This window comes from Bacillus sp. AFS002410 (assembly GCF_002556365.1).
In the GTDB taxonomy this organism is placed as follows: Bacteria; Bacillota; Bacilli; order Bacillales; family Bacillaceae_G; genus Gottfriedia.
On the sequence record NZ_NUEU01000115.1, the window covers coordinates 15,480 to 35,886 of the forward strand.

Genomic DNA, 20,407 nt, shown 5'->3' on the forward strand with positions numbered 1-20,407 from the left:
AAAAGGAGACCGATAATTTTATGAGTCAAGCAGCAGCTAGAGTTAGTGAAGTGGAATCAGAAAAACAACCACTTGTCATTTGGGTATTGTTTTTTGCATGTATTATTTCTTTTATGGGGTTAGGACTTGTTGATCCGATTCTACCAGCTATCGGTGCGCAAATGCATGCATCACCTAGCCAGGTTTCATTATTATTCACTAGCTATAATGCAATCATGGGAATTTCGATGATTTTTACTGGTATGGTTTCAAGTAAAATTGGAATCAAATGGACTCTTATTGCCGGGGTTTGTCTAGTTATCCTCTTTTCAGCATTATCTGGTTCATCAAGTAGTATTAGTCAGATTATTTGGTTCCGTGTTGGTTGGGGATTAGGGAATGCATTATTTATTGCAACAGCTCTTTCTGCAATCGTAAGTCTATCAAATTCAGGACCATTAAAATCAATTATTCTTTACGAAGCAGCGATTGGTCTAGGTATTTCTGTCGGGCCACTTTTAGGTGGAGAACTTGGAGCAATAACATGGCGAGGTCCTTTTTATGGGGTAAGTGTATTAATGGTAATTGTATTGATTGCTTTATTAATAAAAATGCCAAATCTTCCAAAGTCGGATAAAAAGATTTCCATATTAGATCCACTGAAGGCATTGACAAATAGAGGACTATTTACATTAGGTTTAACAGCTTTTCTTTACAATATTGGTTTCTTTACTTTACTAGCCTTTACTCCATTTATTCTCGCAGAAATGGGGTTAAAAGAGCATGGATTAGGTTATGTATTCTTAGGATGGGGTATAGCGTTAGCTTTTACTTCCGTACTTGTTGCTCCAAGAATGCAAGAATATATTGGTGCAATCAAATCAATGTGCTGGGTATTATTTCTGTTTGCTTTAACATTGATTTCAATGGGCATAGGGGTTGATTCAGAACTATGGTTAATAACAGCCGTTGTTATAGCAGGATTATTTTTAGGTGCTAACAATACATTGATTACCACGTCAGTAATGAATGTTTCAACTGTAGATCGTGGCGTCGCTTCAGCGGCTTACAACTTTGTTCGATTCCTTGGTGGTGCGGTTGGACCGTGGCTTGCTCCAAAATTGGCAGAAAGCTTTAATCCTCGAGTACCATTCTACGTTGGAGGGGCATTTGTTCTGATCGGAGTATTATCAGTATGGGCAAACAAGAAACATTTATCACATGTTGACCATATTGAAGGTCATTAAGAAGGAGAAAGAATAATGTATAATAAAATACTCGTCCCATTTGATCAATCAGCATCCTCATCGCGTGCATTGCATCATGCAGCGGAACTAGCTAAAACGATAAGCGCTGAGAAGTTAACGATATTAATGGTTAATCATCACTTACCAGTAGAAGAATTTTCGGTTGATGTAGATATTGATAAACTACTTGATGAAGAAAATGCAGAAGCTTTAAATCCAGCAATCGATTTCTTAAAGGAGTCTGGTGTGAATTTTGAAGTACATATTAAAGATGGTATGCCTGCACAGGTCATTTTAGAGTATGCAAATAATCACCACTATCCTTTAATTGTTATGGGTAGAAGTGGAAAAGGTGTGCTTAAACACGCAATACTTGGAAGTGTTAGTAATCGAGTACTCCACGAAACAAATTGTCCTGTATTGATTGTGAGATAAGATAGATAGCAATATAAACCAAACTAAAAATTAGATAGCAACAAATTCTATAGAAACTTTACTAATTACAATGTAAAACAATTATAAAAGTTTTATCGAATGTGAACATAAATGATTAAAAAACATATGCTAAATATAGGTATTAAAAAAAGACCGTGTCATTTCTGCCACGGTCCAATCAATTCTGCAATTATGAATGATCCATTCGGGCTGCTAAACTGGATGGATTATTTTTTTTTCTTGAATCATTAAGATTACTCCATTCTTATCAAAAAACTAATTTAAACTTCGCTAATTTCCACTTAACGGAAAACTGACCTTTTTCTGGTTTTAGCCGTAAATCAAACGAACCCAAGCGTAACATAATACTACGGTTGCTATTACAGTCGGAGGAATGACTAATGTTGTTACACGGAGATACTGTGCCCAACTAATGTGCACTTTATATTGTTTTAATACAAACATCCATATAAGTGTAGCTAGAAGACCTATTGGCATTAAAAGTGAACCGATATCGCTTCCTATAATATTTCCAAGGTACGCAACATGAAGATCCATTTGGCTCATATGCATTGATGTCAGATTTAATGTGCCAATCATTAAAGCAGGGTGATTATTAAACAGGTCGGACATTAAACTAACTGCAATTCCAGTTGCAGCAATTGAGCTAAACCAGCCTCTTTCGATAAACGGTTGAAGTTGGTGTACTAGCCATGAGTTTAATCCCACGTTTGCAATACCAGTTCCGACAACATACATACCAAAAGCAAAAAAGAGTACATGCCACGGTGTTTTTCGAATGATATCCATCGGTGAGGTACCCATCTTAATCCATCGCCAAATTAAGAGAATGCCAGCTCCAACAACAGCAGTAATTGATGGTGATATTCCAAAGTCAGCACCGACAAATAGCGCTACACGAATGGCTAAGACATATATCAAGATATTTCTCATGAATAATTTTTGTTTTTTCGAAGGAGTTTCAAATTGTATTTCGGCAGGAGCCGCTTCAAAATTTGGACCAAAAGGATGGTTTCCTGGCTTCGGTTTATGTTTTTTTGATAAACGGTTTTGTTTCAAATCAATAACCAGTTTCTTTCGAAATACTACATAGTTCAATACCGCTAATACGCCAACACCTATCATTGAAGGGACGAATATCATTTCAGAGTAGGTTGCGAGGCTCATTCCTATGATTTTTATAGAGATTAAATTAACAATGTTGCTGACGCCAAGTGGGGCACTTGCTGCTGTATCGACGAGCGCTGCGCTCAATAGATATGGGATTTGCTGATGAGGTTTAAGTCCCAACTTTCTTAGAAGAATGATGATGATTGGCGTTGCAATGATGATTGCACCATCATTGTTAAACACGAGGGTCATAAGTAAACTCATTAAACTAATGTACCAAAACAGGCGTTTACCCGAATTCTTTGAGAGTCTAGCTAAAAAATCTGCTACGTATTGGAATACACCGAAACTCTCAAGAACAAGTGCCATAGCAATGGTTGCCATGATCGTCACCGATGCTCCGCCAACATCCGAAGCGATTACTTTCATATCGTGTAAGGATACAGCTCCACTAATGACCATTAACCCAGCTCCGGCAAGAGCGGGAATAGATACGTTTAGTCCTTTTGGTCTCCACATAATTAATACGACCGTTACTACAAATGTAAAAATCGTTAATGCTATAGTAAACATTCTATATTCAATTTCTCCTTTCGCATTTTCTATAAGAAGATTTCAACCTTTTGATTTAATAAACGGTTGTCCACCTTCTAAAAATATTTAATGAACCTTGTCCATTTGTTATATTAATATTCTAAAATATCAATCGTGCTTTGGATGATTTCACTAATTTTTAGAAGATAGGCTATTTACCTAAGTAATGCAAATGCCCCCTAAAGATAAATAACTATCATGACAAAAGTACAATTTTTTTGAATGATCAAAAAAATCTTAGAACAACTAAAAAACCTCCTATTCGTAATTGAAGAGGGGGGGAACTTCTTCATGCACCAACCGATTTAATATGTTCGAACAATTAGTCTATATTGTTACATAGATAAAGTAATTAAATAAAATAACAAAGAAGCAAAAATGCGTTGTTATATTAGAATATCAACTTGGCGAATGAACATTTAGGAATGGAAAATTTGTACCTTAAACACAAATAAGACTTCAACGGCTAATACAATCTTTAGTGACAGAGTTTACGATTACTTTTGAAGAAACATCAGTATCGCTAATTTGAATGCATAATTTACATAAAAATAGAATAAAAGTAGAACGGAAGGCTTAACGAAATGCATCAAAATTTTAACTTAGTCTTAATACAACTTTTTCGCTCTATTACAGAGCTCATATACATTGTTCTTAAGTTTTTAAAGGCATTACTAAAGGGGGATAAAAAGTGAGTTATATAGATTCATTACAAGGTAGACAAGTTTTTGTGCTTTTATCTGGTGATATAGCCTTTGAAGGTATTTTGACAGATGCTGGACAAGATATACTAGTTTTATATAACGGTCGAAAATACTATTATATCCCTTGGATTCACGTTCATCGAGTTCATTTAAGCGAACTTTCTAATGAGAAAATCCCACAGCCGATCGAACCTTCAATTGCAAATGAGATTGAATCAATTTCCTACCGCAAAGTCTTAACAAATGCAAGAGGCATATTTTCAGAAATTTATGTGACTGGTAATCTAACTTTTCATGGGTATATTACAAATGTCTTAAGTGATTATATCGTTTTTTACACGCCAGTATTTAAAACAATGTATATTTCATTTTCTCATTTAAAGTGGCTCACACCATACAATGACAATGTAACGCCTTACTCAATTGATAATGTTAAATTCCCAATTAACCCATCAAATGTCCCATTCGTACGTTCATTTGAATCGCAATTAAAAAAAGAAGAAGGGAAGCTTGTAGTTTTTGATGGTGGGAATGATCCGATGAAAATTGGATTACTTAATTCTGTCGAAAATAGCGTATTAGAAATATCGGTTGCGAGTGGAGATATTGTGTATTTAAGATTGAATCATATTAAATCCGTTCATTTACCTTAAAAAGGACTAATTAAGAATCTACATATCAAATATAAAAATTTAAATATCCACTTAAGTTCTTTTTTTTGCCACACAATTACCTCGCTGGACGTCATTACTCACTTGTCTGTGATTAACATTATTTCAATTAAAACTCGAGCATATTGCGTAATACAAAATGGAAGTTTAATTGTATAAGAAGTGATAATAAAAAAGATAAGTTAAAAAAGGGGTTTTTTGGTAGTATATGGAAGGATTCGTAAAATATAAAAATGACTTTTTAGAGTCATATTGAATACTATATTATAAGAATTTAATCTTTTGAACTGATGACTAATCATTTGTTAATAATAATTTCTTTAGATAGAACCAACATTACAATGGAAAACAAAGTGAGGTATATGACTATGGTTGGATATGCAATTTTGGGATTTGTTATTGTTATGATTGGATTTGGATTTTTTATGGAAAAGAAGTTTGGAACTGGTAATCCAGATAAAAGTAATAATCAAACAATGGATGAAGAAATTGGAAGATATACAACAAGCCATCAAAATAATACGAATACTTCACCTGGACCATTTTAAGCTATAAAAGTTGGATTCAGCACAAATTACGACCTGTGTAGTTGTGTAACTAAAGCAGTGCATTAAAAAAGAGGATGATCATTAAAACAATGATGATCCTCTTTTTATATAATGGAAGTTTAAAAATTGCATTTTTATAAATTACTTGAACAACATCATTAGTTTATTTCGATGGATGTGTGTTTAATAGTTTTTTTCATTTGAAAGTTCAAAAATTTATATGTTTTGATAACTCCAATCATTAAAAATACGCTTGCAATAATCGGAGGCAAAAGATGGTAAAAGTCTGTATAGCCAATTATAAAATGGACTGCAAATGCAGTAAAAAATGCCGGTAAACTTCCTAAGAATAATGTCCACCATATCCACTGCTGATATTGCCTGAATCCCCACAATGAAATCATCAGTACAAGTAGTCCAACACTAACTAATCCGCCACCGAAGCCCGCTCGATCATGTGAAATAACAGGGATTAAGTTTTTATTAAATTCATTCAGTTGGGAGGTAGACATACATAAATAATTTAAGTCAGTTTTTACAAATGTCGTAGTTACGCCTACAAATGAAATAATACTTCCGCCAAGCGTAATTGAAAATCCTAAAATAATAAAAAACAATTGACCTATTAAACTAGATTTCCAATATTTATTGTTTGTTAAGTTTTCAGATTCAGGACTCCTTTTCAGTCTTTTAGTTTTACAATATCCAATTAAATATGGAAATAATAAAACGATCCAAAATAAGGCATGTAACCAATCAAAATAGCCATAACCAATAAATAAAAATATTGCTAAAAAACCGATTATAGCGCTAATATCAGAAGCTTTTTTAGCCCAATGGTAGTTATGTTTAATTCCATTTCTTGCAAGTGACATAAAAAGTATACCACCTGACATAATGGTTCCTGCTAGTGTCATTCGATCATGTGACATAAATGGAAGGATTCGATCATTAAACTGTAAAATTCCATTTCTATGAATGTTTAAAAAATGTTCATCATATGGAAGAAGAATAGATGTTAAACTAATAAAGAGAGCTAGTAAACCACCAAAAAACATGAAAAGACCAAATAGAAAGTACCAAATCCACCCATTATTTAAACTTGTAAACTTATTCTTTCTATTAAACAATAATGCTTCATTGATTCTTTTCGGGAGTCCTGGGCCACTTATAACATAGCCATGAGTCAAAAAAACTAATGAAGCCCCTGCGTCTATTAATTCAAGTGCATCAATTGGTTCAACTACTCCGCCTTTTGTAAAAATGGGCTTTTCAAAATGATTTAATCTTAATGTATGAAGTGTATTTTTTAGATAATTCTTTTGTTCTACATCAGAAAAAGTCGGCGATTCTTCAATTAATATTGAATCAATCATGTGATATTTTCGTATAGCTTGAACATCTATTTCATTCGAATTAATAGATAGACAAATTGGTGTAGAAGAAGACCAATTATGATCAAACAGTTCTCCAGCTAATTTAGTATCTATAATGAAAGAATCTACATAATTAGCAAGTTTCGATTCAATTAATTTAAATAGTTCAAAGTCTCCAACAAGTCTAGCGAAAATAGGCGTTTTCTTATTCAGTTTAGAGAGTCTAGCAACTGTTTGTTCTGCCTTTAAAGTGTTATTTGTTTCATAACCGATTAATTTGTCTGTTTTCAAATCAATTAGTGGGCTATTGCTAAGGGCGGCACCTTCTAAAGATATAGGACCGATTTCGATTACGCCAAAGCCTAAGTTCATAAAAGCATTTGTACCTGTAAGAAAAGGGTCAATTTTAGAGGAGAATCCAATTTGGTTTTTAAACTTTAAATGTGCTATTTCGATACCAAGAGTATTGTCAGATTTTAAATGGCCAAGAAATTCGATTAAATGTTGACCAAATGGAACCCTAGAAATCGTATTCATACTATGATGAATGAATTCTCTTGACACATTAGATGGAAATTTAGAAAGGATTGGTTTGAAAATTGTATGATAAGACCAATCAGGCATGAGTTCACCTCATTTTTTTAGGTTACTTATAGTTTACTTGCACACCACATATTTTGAAAACACTTTCTTTTTACATGTGAATGAGTTCACAACACATTGGAATTTTTGTATATATATGGTATAAATAAAAAGAGTTATCCACTTTCAAAATTAGTAGGACAAGTAAGGAAAAGGTTGTATAGAAAGGCGTATATGTGATTACAATGGTAAATATGCAAAAAGTGATTGTCATCGTAGGTCCTACTGCTGTAGGTAAAACAAAACTAAGTATTGAACTCGCAAAAGCTATTAATGGTGAAATTATTAATGGAGATGCAACGCAAGTTTATAAAGAGTTAAATATTGGAGCAGCTAAAGTTACGGAAGAAGAAATGGAAGGAATCCCACATCATTTAATTGATTTCCTTGATCCGAAAGCTTCATTTACTGTTGCAGATTTTCAAGAACTAGCTCGAGAAAAAATAAAGGAAATTGCTAGTCGAGGCAAAATTCCAATTATAGTTGGTGGTACTGGATTATATATCCAAAGTGTACTAACAAAATATGAATTTGCTGAACAAGAAGGTGATGAGCTTTTAAGAAATCAATTAGAAGGCTATGCAATGGCCTATGGGAATCAAGCATTACATGATCAATTAAAAGAAATTGACCCAGAAAGTGCTAAGCAAATACATATGAATAATGTCAGAAGAGTGATACGTGCAATTGAAGTATTCAAACTGACAGGACAAAAGTTTTCGGAGACCGCATTTAATAGAGAGCCTGAATATTTGTATGATGCAGAAATCATTGGATTAACGATGGACAGGGAGCTATTATACAATCGAATAAACTTACGAGTTGATTTAATGTTGGGTGAAGGCCTCATTGAAGAAGCAAAAATGTTATATGACAAAGGCATTCGTAATTGTCAATCTGTGCAAGCGATTGGCTATAAAGAACTTTACGATTATTTTGACGGAATCTTATTAAAAGATGAAGCGATTGATTTAATCAAACAAAGCTCAAGAAGATATGCAAAAAGACAAATGACTTGGTTTAGAAATAAAATGAACATCCATTGGTTTGAAATGGATGGACATAATTTTGATATAAAAAAACTGGAAATTTTAGCTCTACTTGAAGGAAAGGGCTATTTCATCTCGAATAAATATATGTAGAGGTAGAAGAGGAGGAAAAGGACATGAAAACATCAATCAACATTCAAGATCAGTTCTTAAACCAATTACGTAAAGACAATCTAGCGGTTACAGTATTTTTACTAAATGGATTTCAAATCAAAGGGAAAGTAAAAAGCTTTGATAACTTTACGGTATTGTTAGATGTTGAAGGAAAACAACAATTAATATATAAACACGCGATTTCAACGTTTGTACCATCTAAAAATGTACAAATTGAAATGTAAAAATAGATAGAAAAAAGAGCATTGATCATATGGTCAATGTTCTTTTTTCATGAATTTAAAATAAATAGGTATCGATAATAATATTATGTAAACTAAATGGTGAGGAGAATTTAAATGTATGTTCCAAAGGAATTTCAAGAAAAGGATCTACAGCAATTAATAACTGAAATGAAGAAAAATGGCTTCGGAATATTATTATCCAATAACAACGAAGCAAAAATTGAGGCAACTCATTTGCCATTTATCATACATGAAGAAGGGGAAAAGCTATTTTTAATCACACATTTAGCTAAGCCAAATCCCCAATGGAAATCGATAAATGGAAAAGAATGTTTAATCATTTTTCAAGGCCCACATGCTTATATTTCAGCAACATGGTATGAAGAAAAAAATACTGTTTCAACTTGGAACTATACCGCAATCCATGCATATGGAAACGTTGAAGCGATAACAGATAAAGATGAAATGAGAAAAATTGTTTTAAGGACGACTGATTACTTTGAAAAAGGTCAAGCAAAACCTTGGAGATATGAAGATCACCAAGAATATGTAGAAAAGTTACTTTCAGGAATAGTTTGCTTAAAAATTGAAGTGACTGAACTAATAGGCAAAAAGAAATTAAGCCAAAATCATACGATGGAACGAAGAGAAAAAGTAATCGCTGCCTTGAAAAGTGAAGAAAAGTATTCATCTAAAGAAATCGCAGAACTCATGAAAGGTAAGGAACAGGAGTAAAAAAAGGGGATAGCTTTTCTATCCCCTTCATTATACAATTCCTTATTCTTTTTTATTTTCTTGAAAAAATTGATAGTAACGTTTTAATGAAACTGATGTTTTCAACCCTACTAATTGTTGAATTTCTTCGACTAATAATCCTTCTTGAATTTTTCTAAAAATAAAAGTGTTTCTTAAATGCTGTGAGCAAAGTCCTTTCCGTAGTCCCGCTCTTTTAACTTCTAATCTAAGCATTTTTTGAAATGCGATTTCTGTCAGTGCTTTCGGTGAATCGTTATCATAAACCCAGTGGAACGTCATTCGGTTATAATCAAATGCGACAAAAAGCGGATGATTTGAATGATAATGAGGCCTTACTGGCTCAGGGATTGTAACAAAATATTTATATAAAAGCATTCGATCTTCTTTTAAAAGAATGATCGTTCTTTTTGTTCCTTCTTTACTATGTACTACCAGTTCATTTAAGGCGAAATTGATATCTCTCATTTGTAAATCAATTAATTCCTTTAACGTGAGCCCATAATATAACATTAGTCTAATCATTATTTCGTTGCGATCCATTAAAAATGGTCTTGCTTTTAATTGTTTTTCCGATAATTCTGCTGTGGATTGTACAATTGATAGTAATTTTTTTTCTTCTTCCTCAGTAATAAAATCATCTGTGGATAGAGCTCGGGAAGGACCAGCTAAATAATTAGTAAATGGAATGATATTTTCAATTGAGGAATTGTTTGATTGTAAAAATTTATAAAATTGATTAAGGACAACATAAATACGATGCATCGTTTTCTCATTGTATTTCCGTTCAGATGTTAAATAGTAAAAGTATTCGTTAAAACTTTGCACTTGTAATGTACTTAAGTTCTCGTTAACTTTCTTAAAGTAGCGGAAGCATTCTTCTAAGTCATAACAATATCGTTTAATCGTAGACTCTTTTCTACCTTTACTATTTAAGTGAGAGGCAAATTGCAAGATGACATCTGGTAATGTAGTAGTCGTTAAGTTTGGAATCATCAAATTTATCAACTCTTCTCTTTTTCTCTAATTATAACAAATTCGTTAATAGAATTTAGTAAAATTTAGCAATGTTATCCAATTAAAAGATAATGTTAGAGAATTAAAGTTTTGAAAATTATTGTTCGTACATATAATAGTAAAAACGTAATTTTGGAATTTTTTATTTGGAAAAAGAAAATGCGAGTTATTACGAGATACTTTGTGGTTTTTCTATATAGATGCATGAAAGAATGTTGATAGATTAAAGAGAGGTGTCATATTTGGAGCAACCAATTCGTTTAAAAGATAACGGTCAAATAAATGTTGTACTTAATACGGTGAAAAGAGGAGAGGTTTCTCCAACTCCAAGTATTGAAACAGTTAAAAAGCCTAAACATGAGTTATTGGTTGAAATAGAGGATCAACTAAGACATTTAATTGGCATGGATGAAATAAAAAAAATGATTCATGAAATTTATGCTTGGATATTTATTAATAAAAAAAGAGAAGAACTGAATTTAAAGGCTGAAAAGCAAGTATTGCATATGTTGTTTAAAGGAAACCCGGGCACTGGGAAAACAACTGTCGCAAGGATTATCGGACAATTATTCTTAAAAATGGGTGTTCTTTCAAAAGGCCATTTAATAGAAGCTGAAAGAGCGGATTTAGTAGGAGAATATATTGGTCATACTGCTCAAAAAACTAGGGATTTAGTAAAAAAAGCAAATGGAGGCATTCTTTTTATCGATGAAGCATACTCACTAGGCCGTGGTGGGGAAAAGGATTTTGGAAAAGAAGCTATTGATACACTTGTTAAACATATGGAAGATAAGCATGGAGATTTTGTACTTATACTTGCAGGCTATTCTTCCGAAATGGATTATTTCTTAAGTTTAAATCCAGGTTTGAAATCGAGATTTCCATTTATATTAGAATTCCAGGATTATTCAGTAATAGAGCTTCTAGATATATCGAAAAAAATGTTTGTAGACCGTGAATATATTCTTTCTCGAGAAGCGGAATATCGCCTAAGAGACTATATACAGAAAGCTAAACTTGAAAATCGTGCTCATTTTAGTAATGGACGATTTGTCCGAAATATTGTTGAAAAGTCGATTCGTTCTCATGCGACTAGATTAGTATTTGAAAGCGAATTTAATCGTGAAATTCTAATGAGAATAGAAGAAAAAGACTTATTTACTTCAGACAAAATCGACTCGATTAATTAACGATTGGTTATTTAATAAAGCGCTTTTTACCCCACCAACCTTTAAAATGAAAATAAATCGAAATAATGATACCAATTAGAATAATTAGGACGATACAATACAAATATCCATACTTCCATTTTAACTCAGGCATATTAATGAAATTCATCCCGTAAAACCCAGCGATAAATGACATTGGTAAGAAGATGGCACTTATTAATGTTAAAGTTTTCATAATATCATTTGTCCGGTCGGACTTTAAAGACATTTGAAGCTCAATGATTCCTGCCATATTTTCTCTAAAGTCATCAAGCGCACTAACAATTCTTTCGTAATTTTCTTTTAACTCACTAAAATAAAAACCAGCATCTTCACTTAAAAATTGAAAATCCGCTTCTACGATTTGATTAATAACATTTACTTGAGGTTCAACAAGCTGTCTTAAATCCTGTAATTGAACTTTCCAGGTGAAAATTTTCTTGTCTAAGTCCTTTCTGAATGGATCATTAAATAAGTCACGTTCAATCTGTTCAATTTCATTTGCGAAACGATCAATCGAGATTAGAAACTTCTCAATCACTTCATGAAAAATTTGATATAAAATATGACCTGTGTGATCTACTTTTATATAGTTTTGATTAAATTCCTGTGTAACATATTTGAATAAATCAATTTCATGATCTCCAATATAAGAAATTATTAAATTTTTACAAACAAGAACATTAATTTTGGTTGGTTTAAATATTTTTGTTAAGGCATATAAAGAAAGAACTGCTTCGTTTTTAAAAATATTTATTCTTGGTTTTTGGTCACTGTGTAAAAGTTTCTTTTTTGCCAAAGGATGAATTTTTAAAGCATCAATTATTTTAGTAAGCTGATCGATTGTTTTGCTATTAAAGTGATACCAAAGAATTTCATTGTTGGATGGAACCAAAAATTCGTCAATTGTTTCGATAGAATGAGTTGTTATATTATATCTCTCCAAATGAATTCTCCTTTTAATAAATTTCTAAAATAGTGTTGGCAAGAATATGTAAATTAATGTAATGAAAAACAAATCGTAGTAGGGCGAGTATGACTGTCGAAAACGATGGCAGTCTTTTTTTGTAGGTGAACATTTGTTCAAATAAATACTTCGATTGCTACAATAAAGACAAAAAAACAAACCATCATTTTAAGTGGTTTGTTTTTTAACGGACTTATTTAATTTAATTTTTGAGTGTTCGATTCTTCAATATCTACTGTAGAGCCTGTAAATGACCTTTTTGGTAAGCTCCATTTATAATGTACAGACAATAGTCTAAGAATAACAATAATAATGAATAAAATTAAGGTTTCAAAATTAGTATCAACAAATTTATTTCCAATTAAAACACCTACAAGTATTGCCCAAAAAGCATATACTTCTGAATGTAATACCATTGGTTTTCTTTTTGCAAGTAAGTCTCGCACGATTCCGCCACCGATTCCTGTTAAAACAGCAGCTACTATTACAGCACTAACAGGTAGTTTTAATTCAATCGCATAGTTTGCACCAAGAATTGCAAAAGCGGATAAACCGATTGAATCGAATAGAATATCAAGTTTTTTGAATGGTTTATTTGATAATTGCGGAAAGAAAAAGATAATCGTCATAGCAACTAACGCAATTGTAAAATTTGTTGTTTGATTCCATAAAAAGTTGATTGGATAACCTATTAATAAGTTACGTAATGCGCCGCCACCAAAGGCTGTAGCAAAGCCTAGAATATAGACGCCAAATAAATCATAGTCTTCTTCCATAGCAACTACTGCACCACTTAATGCAAAGGAAATAGTACCAATAATGCCAAATAAATTCCATGTTTCCAAAAAGCAATTCCCCCGACCTGAATAAAAAGATGAAAATTAGTCCAGATATCATTATAATAAAGAGACAGTTAAGAGTAAAGAAGATTTAATTGCTTACAATTGGTTAATAGAAAAGGTGGAATTTTGTGTCGAATGAATTAAGAGAAAAAGCCATTTTAGTTGGATGTCAGCTTCAAAATGTTGATGATGATCGTTTTAATTATTCGTTGGACGAGTTAGCATCACTTACGAAAACTGCAAATGGAGAGGTCGTTTTAATTACCTCACAAAAAAGAACGAAATATCATCCAGCATTATACATAGGAACAGGTAAAGTAGAAGAATTAGAAGCAGCTATTGCAGAGCTAGAACCGGATGTTGTTATTTTTAATAATGAATTAACGCCTTCTCAAATTCGTAATTTATCTGCAAGATTAGAAAAAAGGGTAATTGACCGCACGCAATTAATTTTAGACATATTCGCACAGCGCGCAAAAACAAAAGAAGGTAAATTACAGGTTGAATTAGCGCAGTTACAATATTTAATGCCGAGATTAGTAGGTCAAGGAACTGAACTATCTAGACTAGGTGGAGGTATTGGGACAAGAGGACCTGGTGAAACAAAGCTAGAATCTGATCGTCGTCATATTCGAAAACGAATTGATGATATTAAACAGCAATTAAACATTATCGTTGAACATCGTAAGCGTTATCGTGAGAGACGTAAGAAAAATGAAATGTTCCATATTTCGTTAGTAGGTTATACAAACGCAGGAAAATCAACATTATTTAACCGATTAACTAAATCGGACGTATATGAACAAGATTTACTATTTGCGACATTAGATCCTACGACTAGAAAATTTGTTTTATCAAATGGTATGACAACTTTACTAACTGATACAGTAGGGTTTATTCAAGATTTACCAACTTCACTAATTGCAGCTTTTCGTTCGACTCTTGAAGAGGCAACAGAAGCAGACTTTATTCTTCATGTAGTCGATGCTTCTCATGAAAATTATAAAAGCCATGAAGTAACAGTTTCTAAATTGCTGAATGATTTAGATGTTGAAAATATTCCAATGTTAACAGTCTATAATAAAATAGATCAAGTTCATGAGGATTTTGTGCCATCACCTTCTGAAGGTTTTATTGAAATGAGTGCTTTAAATGAAGATGATTTAGGAAAATTGCGTCAAAGAATTGAATTTGAATGTAAACAGTATATGGAATATTTTGAAGTGTTCGTACCTGCATATGAGGGCAAATTGATTCATGAAATCAAAAAGCTAACGATGATCGAATCAATTACATTTAATGAAGAATCTGAAATCTATCAAATAACTGGATATGTTTTTAAAGAACATTCAATTTATGATACTGTAAAAAGATATAGAATGTATAAGGAGCAATAATCAATGCTAGAATTATTATCAAACGGGGAAAAAATTGCACCATTAGTTGCTACGGTAGAAAAATTAATATCCGAGGCACATAAAGAAATAGATGAAGTAATTGAATACAATCAATTTAAAGTTTTACAAAGTTTTCGAAAACATAAAGTGAGCGATAGTCATTTTATTCCTTCTACTGGATATGGTTATGACGATATCGGAAGAGATACACTAGAAGAAATTTTTGCCGATGTTTTAGGTGGAGAGGCTGGATTAGTTCGCCCACAAATCATTTCAGGTACTCACGCAATCTCGACAGCATTATTTGGGGTATTACGACCAGGTGATGAGCTATTATACATTACTGGAAAGCCATACGATACATTAGAAGAAATAGTAGGCATTCGTGGTGAAAGTGGTAATGGCTCATTAAAAGATTTTGGAATAGGTTATGAATCAATTGAATTAGTAAACGATGAACGTATTAATTATGAAAAAGTTGCAAATCGAATGACAAGCAATACAAAAGTGATTGGTATTCAGCGATCAAAAGGATACGGGACAAGACCTTCATTTACAATAGAGCAAATTAAAGAAATGATTGATTTTGTAAAAGAAATTGATCCAAGTGTAATAGTTTTTGTTGATAACTGCTATGGAGAATTTGTTGAAAAACAAGAACCTTGCCATGTAGGTGCTGATTTAATGGCTGGTTCATTAATTAAGAACCCAGGTGGTGGACTTGCGAAAACAGGTGGTTATATCGTAGGACGAAAAGATCTAGTTGAGAAATGTGGATATCGTTTAACATCTCCTGGAATCGGAAGAGAAGCGGGTGCTTCTTTGTATGCTTTACAAGATATGTATCAAGGATTTTTCATGGCTCCGCATATTACTGGTCAAGCATTAAAGGGTGCATTATTTACTGCTGCATTTTTAGAAAAGCTAGGAATGAACACAAACCCTTCATGGGACGCAGTTAGAACAGATTTAATTCAATCTGTACAATTTGACGATAAAGAGAAAATGATTGCATTTTGTCAGGCAATTCAAGCTGCTTCACCAATCAATGCTCATTTCACACCAACGGCAAACTATATGCCAGGATACGTTGATGATGTCATTATGGCTGCAGGGACGTTCATTCAAGGTGCAAGTATTGAATTAACTGCAGATGGTCCGATTAGAGCGCCATATGTTGCATATATACAAGGTGGTTTAACGTATGCTCATGTGAAAATTGCAATTTGTTCAGCGGTCAACTCATTAATCGAAAAAAACTTATTAGAAATTTAAAACAAAATAGCTCATGACATGTTCGTCATGAGCTATTTTATTTATGAAAATAATTGGGGACTTACTTTCATAATGATGAAGGTTCTTTCTATATATCTATATTACATCTTAATTCTTAAATTAACCTTAACATTAACGTTAAAATTCCATAATATTTATTTAATCTTGCGTTAATAAAATGGGTGTGCCAGTATATAGAGGTTACGAAATTATTAAAACTGAGCAATTTACGGAGGCTATATAATGGAAAATCTACCTAATTGTCCTAAATGTAATTCAGCATATACATACGAAGATGGAAATCTTTTAATTTGTCCAGAATGCGGCTTCGAATGGACTCTTGAATCAGAAAATTCAAATGAAGAAACGAAAGTAGTAAAGGATGCCAACGGAAATATTTTAAACGATGGAGATTCGGTTACAGTCATAAAAGATTTAAAAGTAAAAGGTACATCACTTGTCGTTAAAATTGGAACAAAAGTGAAAAGTATCCGATTAGTAGAGGGCGATCATGATATAGATTGCAAAATTGAAGGCTTTGGTGCGATGAAATTGAAGTCAGAGTTTGTTAAAAAAGTCTAGATTTGAAATTAACAAAGTATAAATTAAAACAAGAGAAGGAGGAAACCTTCTCTTATTTTTAAAATTTTCATTTCCAATAGTAAGATTAAGGTTAATCAGTCGACGAAGGGGTATTGTTTGAACTGAACCTTTGTTTCACAATCGAATCCAGTTTTTTTATGAATTTTTTAAAACCGAAACCTACTATAAAAGAAATGCTAATTTGTGCATAGACTGAATTTGGATTTTTTGTAAAATCAATTGCTAGCAACCCACTATTGATTAACGTGATTGTCATCACTGCTGTACCAGTTGCAAATATCGGGTAAAACACATACATGATCCACTCCCTAGGATCTGTCAGTTTATTTGCCATAAATCGAGTACAAAAATGATACAAATGATATAAAGAACCGCCAATTGCCCCAGCAAAAAAATAATAAAGAAAATAATTGAGACCGTGAATACGCTCAGAATATATTTCTCCGTAATTGTACCAAGTTATTCCAGCCAAAAGAAAGCTACCGAAAAAGAGCACACATAAATAGGTTAGAATAAATACTTTTTGTTGTTTGGTCATGACTTCCCCTCCTAGTATAACCGTATGCACCAAATAGTGGTTTTTTGCAAAAAAGAAGCAAATGAAATGAAAGAATAGTAGAATCTGAACACAAATTTAGTAGAAATAGTATTAATTTTAAAAATAATAGTTTGATATAAATAGATATTTGTTAAAATAAAAGAGATTTAATCAGATTGTAATTGTTTACGATTACACGATATAAAAGAAGGTGTATAAATGAAAAAAAGAGCGCATAGTTTAGAAATGGATTTTGTAAATTCACATGAAAAACAAAAAATGCTATACAAGCGAACACTGTTAATTGTTAGCATTTCTCAAATTTTTGGTGGGGCAGGCTTAGCCGCAGGGGTTACAGTAGGAGCACTACTTGCCCAACAAATGCTTGGTACAGATGCTTTTTCGGGTCTCCCGGCATCGCTTTTTACATTAGGTTCGGCAGGAGCGGCATTAGTTGTTGGTAGGCTTTCTCAAAGATTCGGTCGACGAATCGGGCTTGCGTCAGGATTTTTTACCGGTGGACTTGGTGCAATCGGTGTAGTAATTGCAGCAGTGACAAACAATCTTATTCTTTTATTTGCTTCACTACTGATTTATGGAGCAGGAACAGCAACTAATTTACAAGCTAGATACGCTGGAACAGATTTAGCAAATAGTAAGCAACGTGCAAAAGCAATTAGTATTGCAATGGTTTCTACAACATTTGGTGCAGTTGCAGGTCCTAATTTAGTAGGTCCAATGGGGAAATTTGCAGTTTCTATTGGTGTACCATCACTAGCAGGTCCGTTTATCCTATCGGCAACGGCTTTTATTTTAGCTGGAATTTTTCTTTTCATTATGCTTAACCCAGATCCTTTATTAGTAGCTAAAATGATTGAGTCAAATAAAGCAAAACAAGTAGATGTAAAACAGTCTTCACCAGTTGAAAGTATGAAAAACAATAGAGGAATTGCTGTTGGAGCAACGACAATGGTCCTTACACAAATAGTCATGGTTGCAATTATGACGATGACACCTGTGCATATGGAACATCATGGTCATGGGCTTAATGAGGTTGGTATAGTAATTGCGTTTCATATCGGCTCAATGTATCTACCATCCCTGATTACAGGAATTCTAGTTGATAAAATAGGTCGAACTGCGATGTCGATTGCATCAGGAGCTACTTTATTACTTGCAGGAGTAATTGCTGCATCGGCACCGAGTGATTCTATGGTACTACTAGTAGTTGCGCTTTCATTATTAGGGTTAGGTTGGAACTTTGGGCTGATTAGTGGGACTGCTCAAATAGTTGATTCAACAGACTCTTCTACACGCGCGAAAACTCAAGGTACTGTAGATGTATTGATCGCCTTATCAGGGGCATCAGGTGGAGCGCTATCTGGAATGGTCGTCGCAAATTCGAGTTATGCAACATTAGCTTTGGCAGGTGGAATATTGTCCTTAGTTCTCATACCAGTCGTAATTTGGTCACGCAAAAGCAAAAAAGAGCCTGAGCAAGGACTGCAAATGTAAAAATGATTTTATAGTTGAATTGAAATAGGAGCTGAGCAATCAGCTCCTATTTTCACAATTTGCGATTAGGGGGAAATTATGAGTAAAATTTTTAAACAGATCATTCCATTACTATTTATCTTGCTGGTTTTAAGTAGTTGTGCTTTAAGTCAGAGCTCTAATATGGATATTTTTCAATATAAAAATTCTTATCTTGGTAATAACAGTGCTGTAGGAAATATCATTAAACAACTACCTAATAATAAAGAGTTTAAAAAAATGACACTTCAAACGAAACAGAAACCTTTTGGGATGACTGTATCTTATGAGAATATAAGTGTTAATCCTAAAAATATAGTAATAAATAATGCAACATTCTTATTTGCACTAATTAAAAATGTAGAATGGATCACTTTTGAATTTGCCGACAAAAAATATACTCTAACAAGACAGCAACTTAATGAATGGTATGGAAAAGATGTGCGTTCTTATACGAATGAAAATGACTTAGAAGAACTTATCCATACAAATTTAAAAGATAAAGACAAGGTTAATCAGCTTTTTATTAAATAAAGTCTTATAAGTATAATAAAGTAATATAAAGAAGGAAATATGAAGTGTTTTTTTGAAAATTTGTATTTGGTCAGAAGAGAATAGTTTAAAAAATAGAACCATTAACGGATGAGAAAATCATAAAGGCAGAAGAAAAGCTTAAAGAACTACATAGAAATCCTCAAACAACAAAACGGGGGAGTCATTATTTTTGATTCATTTCCTACAGAAGTCCATACGTCTTGGGCTGATGACTAAATTATAAATATTGCACCTAACTTTGAAGTGTTATTAATAGGTTTAACGAATTGGTAATTTTTTAAATAGGCTGATTGATTAAGTAATCATAGCGAACAGAATTAAAGGGGAAAGGAAATGACTATTTTAATAAATCAATCTGAAATTAAGACTCTAATTGAAAATGAATTAATTACAAATGTAAACCTCAAAAGCGAACATCCAAATGACCCAATCGTAGTTAGGAATATACCTGATGGGTGGAAATGCATTGGATCAGGTAATTATGCTGCTGTTTTTATGCACCATTCTGAACCAAACGTAGTTGTTAAAGTGTATGGAAAAGATCTACATGGTTTAGAAAAAGAGGTCCAAGTCTATAAACAATTAGGAGAACATCCAGCTTATTCGAAATTGATATTATATGGCGAAAAATATCTAGTATTAAAAAGATTAGCAGGAATTACTTTGTACGATGCCGTTGCAAAAGGTGAACGAATACCAGAAAGTGTTATTAAAGATATTAATATTGCACTTAAGTATGCAAGAAATAGAGGGTTAAATCCATATGATGTTCACGGGAAAAATGTGATGATGAAAGATGGTAGGGGATATGTTGTCGATATCTCAGATTTCTATAAAAAAGGAAAAGATGATAAATGGGACGATTTAGTCAAAGCTTACTATAAACTATATAAAAAAACGTTGTATAAAGTACCTATTAAAGTTCCGTTAAAATTGCTAGATTTTACTAGACACTCATACAGATTCTACAAAAAATTCAAGAGGATGATTTAAGCTCGATCATGT

At 32.7% G+C, this 20,407-nt stretch carries 20 protein-coding genes; 14 read left to right on the forward strand and 6 right to left on the reverse strand.

What is annotated here, in order from left to right:
- Positions 1-20 precede the first annotated feature (20 nt).
- On the forward strand, positions 21-1,226 hold the full coding sequence (locus CN692_RS25580) for an MFS transporter (RefSeq protein WP_098121929.1): 1,206 nt from the start codon (positions 21-23) through the stop codon (positions 1,224-1,226).
- Positions 1,227-1,241: 15 nt separating this feature from the next.
- Complete coding sequence (locus tag CN692_RS25585) at positions 1,242-1,661, forward strand: universal stress protein (protein ID WP_098121930.1); 420 nt, start codon at positions 1,242-1,244, stop codon at positions 1,659-1,661.
- Between the two features lie 330 nt (positions 1,662-1,991).
- Here the strand turns inward: CN692_RS25585 and CN692_RS25590 are convergent, their stop codons facing one another.
- Positions 1,992-3,365: an ArsB/NhaD family transporter gene (locus tag CN692_RS25590; protein ID WP_098121931.1), complete on the reverse strand. Its 1,374-nt coding sequence runs from the start codon at positions 3,363-3,365 to the stop codon at positions 1,992-1,994.
- 712 nt (positions 3,366-4,077) lie between these two features.
- Between CN692_RS25590 and CN692_RS25595 the strand changes: the two genes are divergently transcribed.
- Together CN692_RS25595 and CN692_RS25600 are read left to right on the forward strand one after the other, a co-directional pair.
- Positions 4,078-4,743 carry a DUF2642 domain-containing protein gene (locus CN692_RS25595; protein WP_098121932.1) on the forward strand — a complete coding sequence of 222 codons (666 nt, stop codon included), beginning with the start codon at positions 4,078-4,080 and terminating at the stop codon, positions 4,741-4,743.
- 386 nt (positions 4,744-5,129) lie between these two features.
- The gene (locus CN692_RS25600; protein WP_098121933.1) at positions 5,130-5,309 is read left to right on the forward strand and encodes a hypothetical protein; all 180 of its coding nucleotides are present in this window, start codon (positions 5,130-5,132) and stop codon (positions 5,307-5,309) included.
- Positions 5,310-5,467: 158 nt separating this feature from the next.
- Here CN692_RS25600 and CN692_RS25605 read toward each other — a convergent pair whose 3' ends face one another.
- Positions 5,468-7,309, reverse strand: coding sequence for a dihydroorotate dehydrogenase (locus CN692_RS25605; protein WP_098121934.1), 1,842 nt, complete (start codon positions 7,307-7,309; stop codon positions 5,468-5,470).
- 197 nt (positions 7,310-7,506) lie between these two features.
- On the opposite strand from CN692_RS25605, the gene miaA reads away from it, so the two are divergent.
- The 3 genes from miaA to CN692_RS25620 all read left to right on the forward strand — a co-directional run bounded on the left by miaA (position 7,507) and on the right by CN692_RS25620 (position 9,449).
- Positions 7,507-8,469 (forward strand): tRNA (adenosine(37)-N6)-dimethylallyltransferase MiaA, encoded by a 963-nt coding sequence (gene miaA, locus CN692_RS25610; protein WP_373605060.1) that lies wholly within the window; start codon positions 7,507-7,509, stop codon positions 8,467-8,469.
- 23 nt (positions 8,470-8,492) lie between these two features.
- Entirely contained in the window at positions 8,493-8,714 is a 222-nt protein-coding gene (gene hfq / locus CN692_RS25615) for an RNA chaperone Hfq (RefSeq protein ID WP_056470298.1), read from the forward strand.
- 114 nt (positions 8,715-8,828) lie between these two features.
- Complete coding sequence (locus tag CN692_RS25620) at positions 8,829-9,449, forward strand: FMN-binding negative transcriptional regulator (RefSeq protein ID WP_098121936.1); 621 nt, start codon at positions 8,829-8,831, stop codon at positions 9,447-9,449.
- Between the two features lie 42 nt (positions 9,450-9,491).
- On the opposite strand, the gene CN692_RS25625 is transcribed toward CN692_RS25620, so the two are convergent.
- Positions 9,492-10,463, reverse strand: a complete 972-nt coding sequence (locus CN692_RS25625) for a tyrosine-type recombinase/integrase (RefSeq protein ID WP_098121963.1) — start codon at positions 10,461-10,463, stop codon at positions 9,492-9,494.
- A gap of 263 nt (positions 10,464-10,726) precedes the next feature.
- Between CN692_RS25625 and CN692_RS25630 the strand changes: the two genes are divergently transcribed.
- Positions 10,727-11,674 (forward strand): AAA family ATPase, encoded by a 948-nt coding sequence (locus CN692_RS25630; protein WP_098121937.1) that lies wholly within the window; start codon positions 10,727-10,729, stop codon positions 11,672-11,674.
- A gap of 7 nt (positions 11,675-11,681) precedes the next feature.
- On the opposite strand, the gene CN692_RS25635 is transcribed toward CN692_RS25630, so the two are convergent.
- Entirely contained in the window at positions 11,682-12,638 is a 957-nt protein-coding gene (locus tag CN692_RS25635) for a magnesium transporter CorA family protein (RefSeq protein ID WP_179874552.1), read from the reverse strand.
- A 218-nt stretch (positions 12,639-12,856) separates the two neighbouring features.
- Positions 12,857-13,504 (reverse strand): trimeric intracellular cation channel family protein, encoded by a 648-nt coding sequence (locus CN692_RS25640; protein WP_257144129.1) that lies wholly within the window; start codon positions 13,502-13,504, stop codon positions 12,857-12,859.
- Positions 13,505-13,629: 125 nt separating this feature from the next.
- Here CN692_RS25640 and hflX point away from each other — a divergent pair, with 125 nt between their 5' ends.
- From hflX to CN692_RS25655, 3 genes are all read left to right on the forward strand, one after another.
- The gene (gene hflX / locus CN692_RS25645) at positions 13,630-14,898 is read left to right on the forward strand and encodes a GTPase HflX (protein WP_098121939.1); all 1,269 of its coding nucleotides are present in this window, start codon (positions 13,630-13,632) and stop codon (positions 14,896-14,898) included.
- 3 nt (positions 14,899-14,901) lie between these two features.
- Entirely contained in the window at positions 14,902-16,173 is a 1,272-nt protein-coding gene (locus CN692_RS25650) for a methionine gamma-lyase family protein (protein WP_098121940.1), read from the forward strand.
- Between the two features lie 243 nt (positions 16,174-16,416).
- A complete protein-coding gene (locus CN692_RS25655; RefSeq protein ID WP_098121941.1) occupies positions 16,417-16,755 on the forward strand; it encodes a zinc ribbon domain-containing protein YjdM in 339 nt (112 codons plus the stop codon).
- A gap of 91 nt (positions 16,756-16,846) precedes the next feature.
- Here CN692_RS25655 and CN692_RS25660 read toward each other — a convergent pair whose 3' ends face one another.
- Positions 16,847-17,314 carry a hypothetical protein gene (locus tag CN692_RS25660; protein WP_098121942.1) on the reverse strand — a complete coding sequence of 156 codons (468 nt, stop codon included), beginning with the start codon at positions 17,312-17,314 and terminating at the stop codon, positions 16,847-16,849.
- Between the two features lie 219 nt (positions 17,315-17,533).
- On the opposite strand from CN692_RS25660, the gene CN692_RS25665 reads away from it, so the two are divergent.
- The 3 genes from CN692_RS25665 (at position 17,534) to CN692_RS25675 (ending at position 20,395) form a co-directional block, all read left to right on the forward strand.
- Positions 17,534-18,829: an MFS transporter gene (locus CN692_RS25665; RefSeq protein WP_098121943.1), complete on the forward strand. Its 1,296-nt coding sequence runs from the start codon at positions 17,534-17,536 to the stop codon at positions 18,827-18,829.
- 78 nt (positions 18,830-18,907) lie between these two features.
- Positions 18,908-19,381, forward strand: coding sequence for a DUF4825 domain-containing protein (locus tag CN692_RS25670; RefSeq protein ID WP_098121944.1), 474 nt, complete (start codon positions 18,908-18,910; stop codon positions 19,379-19,381).
- Positions 19,382-19,735: 354 nt separating this feature from the next.
- Entirely contained in the window at positions 19,736-20,395 is a 660-nt protein-coding gene (locus tag CN692_RS25675) for a serine/threonine protein kinase (protein WP_098121945.1), read from the forward strand.
- Positions 20,396-20,407 lie beyond the last annotated feature (12 nt).

Coding starts and splice junctions, on each gene's coding strand:
- CN692_RS25600 (WP_098121933.1), top strand. CDS start 5,130: ATGGTTGGATATGCAATTTTGGGATTTGTTATTGTTATGATTGGATTT.
- CN692_RS25675 (WP_098121945.1), top strand. CDS start 19,736: ATGACTATTTTAATAAATCAATCTGAAATTAAGACTCTAATTGAAAAT.
- CN692_RS25650 (WP_098121940.1), top strand. CDS start 14,902: ATGCTAGAATTATTATCAAACGGGGAAAAAATTGCACCATTAGTTGCT.
- CN692_RS25625 (WP_098121963.1), bottom strand. CDS start 10,463: ATGATTCCAAACTTAACGACTACTACATTACCAGATGTCATCTTGCAA.
- CN692_RS25605 (WP_098121934.1), bottom strand. CDS start 7,309: ATGCCTGATTGGTCTTATCATACAATTTTCAAACCAATCCTTTCTAAA.
- CN692_RS25620 (WP_098121936.1), top strand. CDS start 8,829: ATGTATGTTCCAAAGGAATTTCAAGAAAAGGATCTACAGCAATTAATA.
- CN692_RS25660 (WP_098121942.1), bottom strand. CDS start 17,314: ATGACCAAACAACAAAAAGTATTTATTCTAACCTATTTATGTGTGCTC.
- CN692_RS25585 (WP_098121930.1), top strand. CDS start 1,242: ATGTATAATAAAATACTCGTCCCATTTGATCAATCAGCATCCTCATCG.
- hfq (WP_056470298.1), top strand. CDS start 8,493: ATGAAAACATCAATCAACATTCAAGATCAGTTCTTAAACCAATTACGT.
- CN692_RS25670 (WP_098121944.1), top strand. CDS start 18,908: ATGAGTAAAATTTTTAAACAGATCATTCCATTACTATTTATCTTGCTG.
- CN692_RS25590 (WP_098121931.1), bottom strand. CDS start 3,365: ATGTTTACTATAGCATTAACGATTTTTACATTTGTAGTAACGGTCGTA.
- CN692_RS25580 (WP_098121929.1), top strand. CDS start 21: ATGAGTCAAGCAGCAGCTAGAGTTAGTGAAGTGGAATCAGAAAAACAA.
- CN692_RS25665 (WP_098121943.1), top strand. CDS start 17,534: ATGAAAAAAAGAGCGCATAGTTTAGAAATGGATTTTGTAAATTCACAT.
- CN692_RS25655 (WP_098121941.1), top strand. CDS start 16,417: ATGGAAAATCTACCTAATTGTCCTAAATGTAATTCAGCATATACATAC.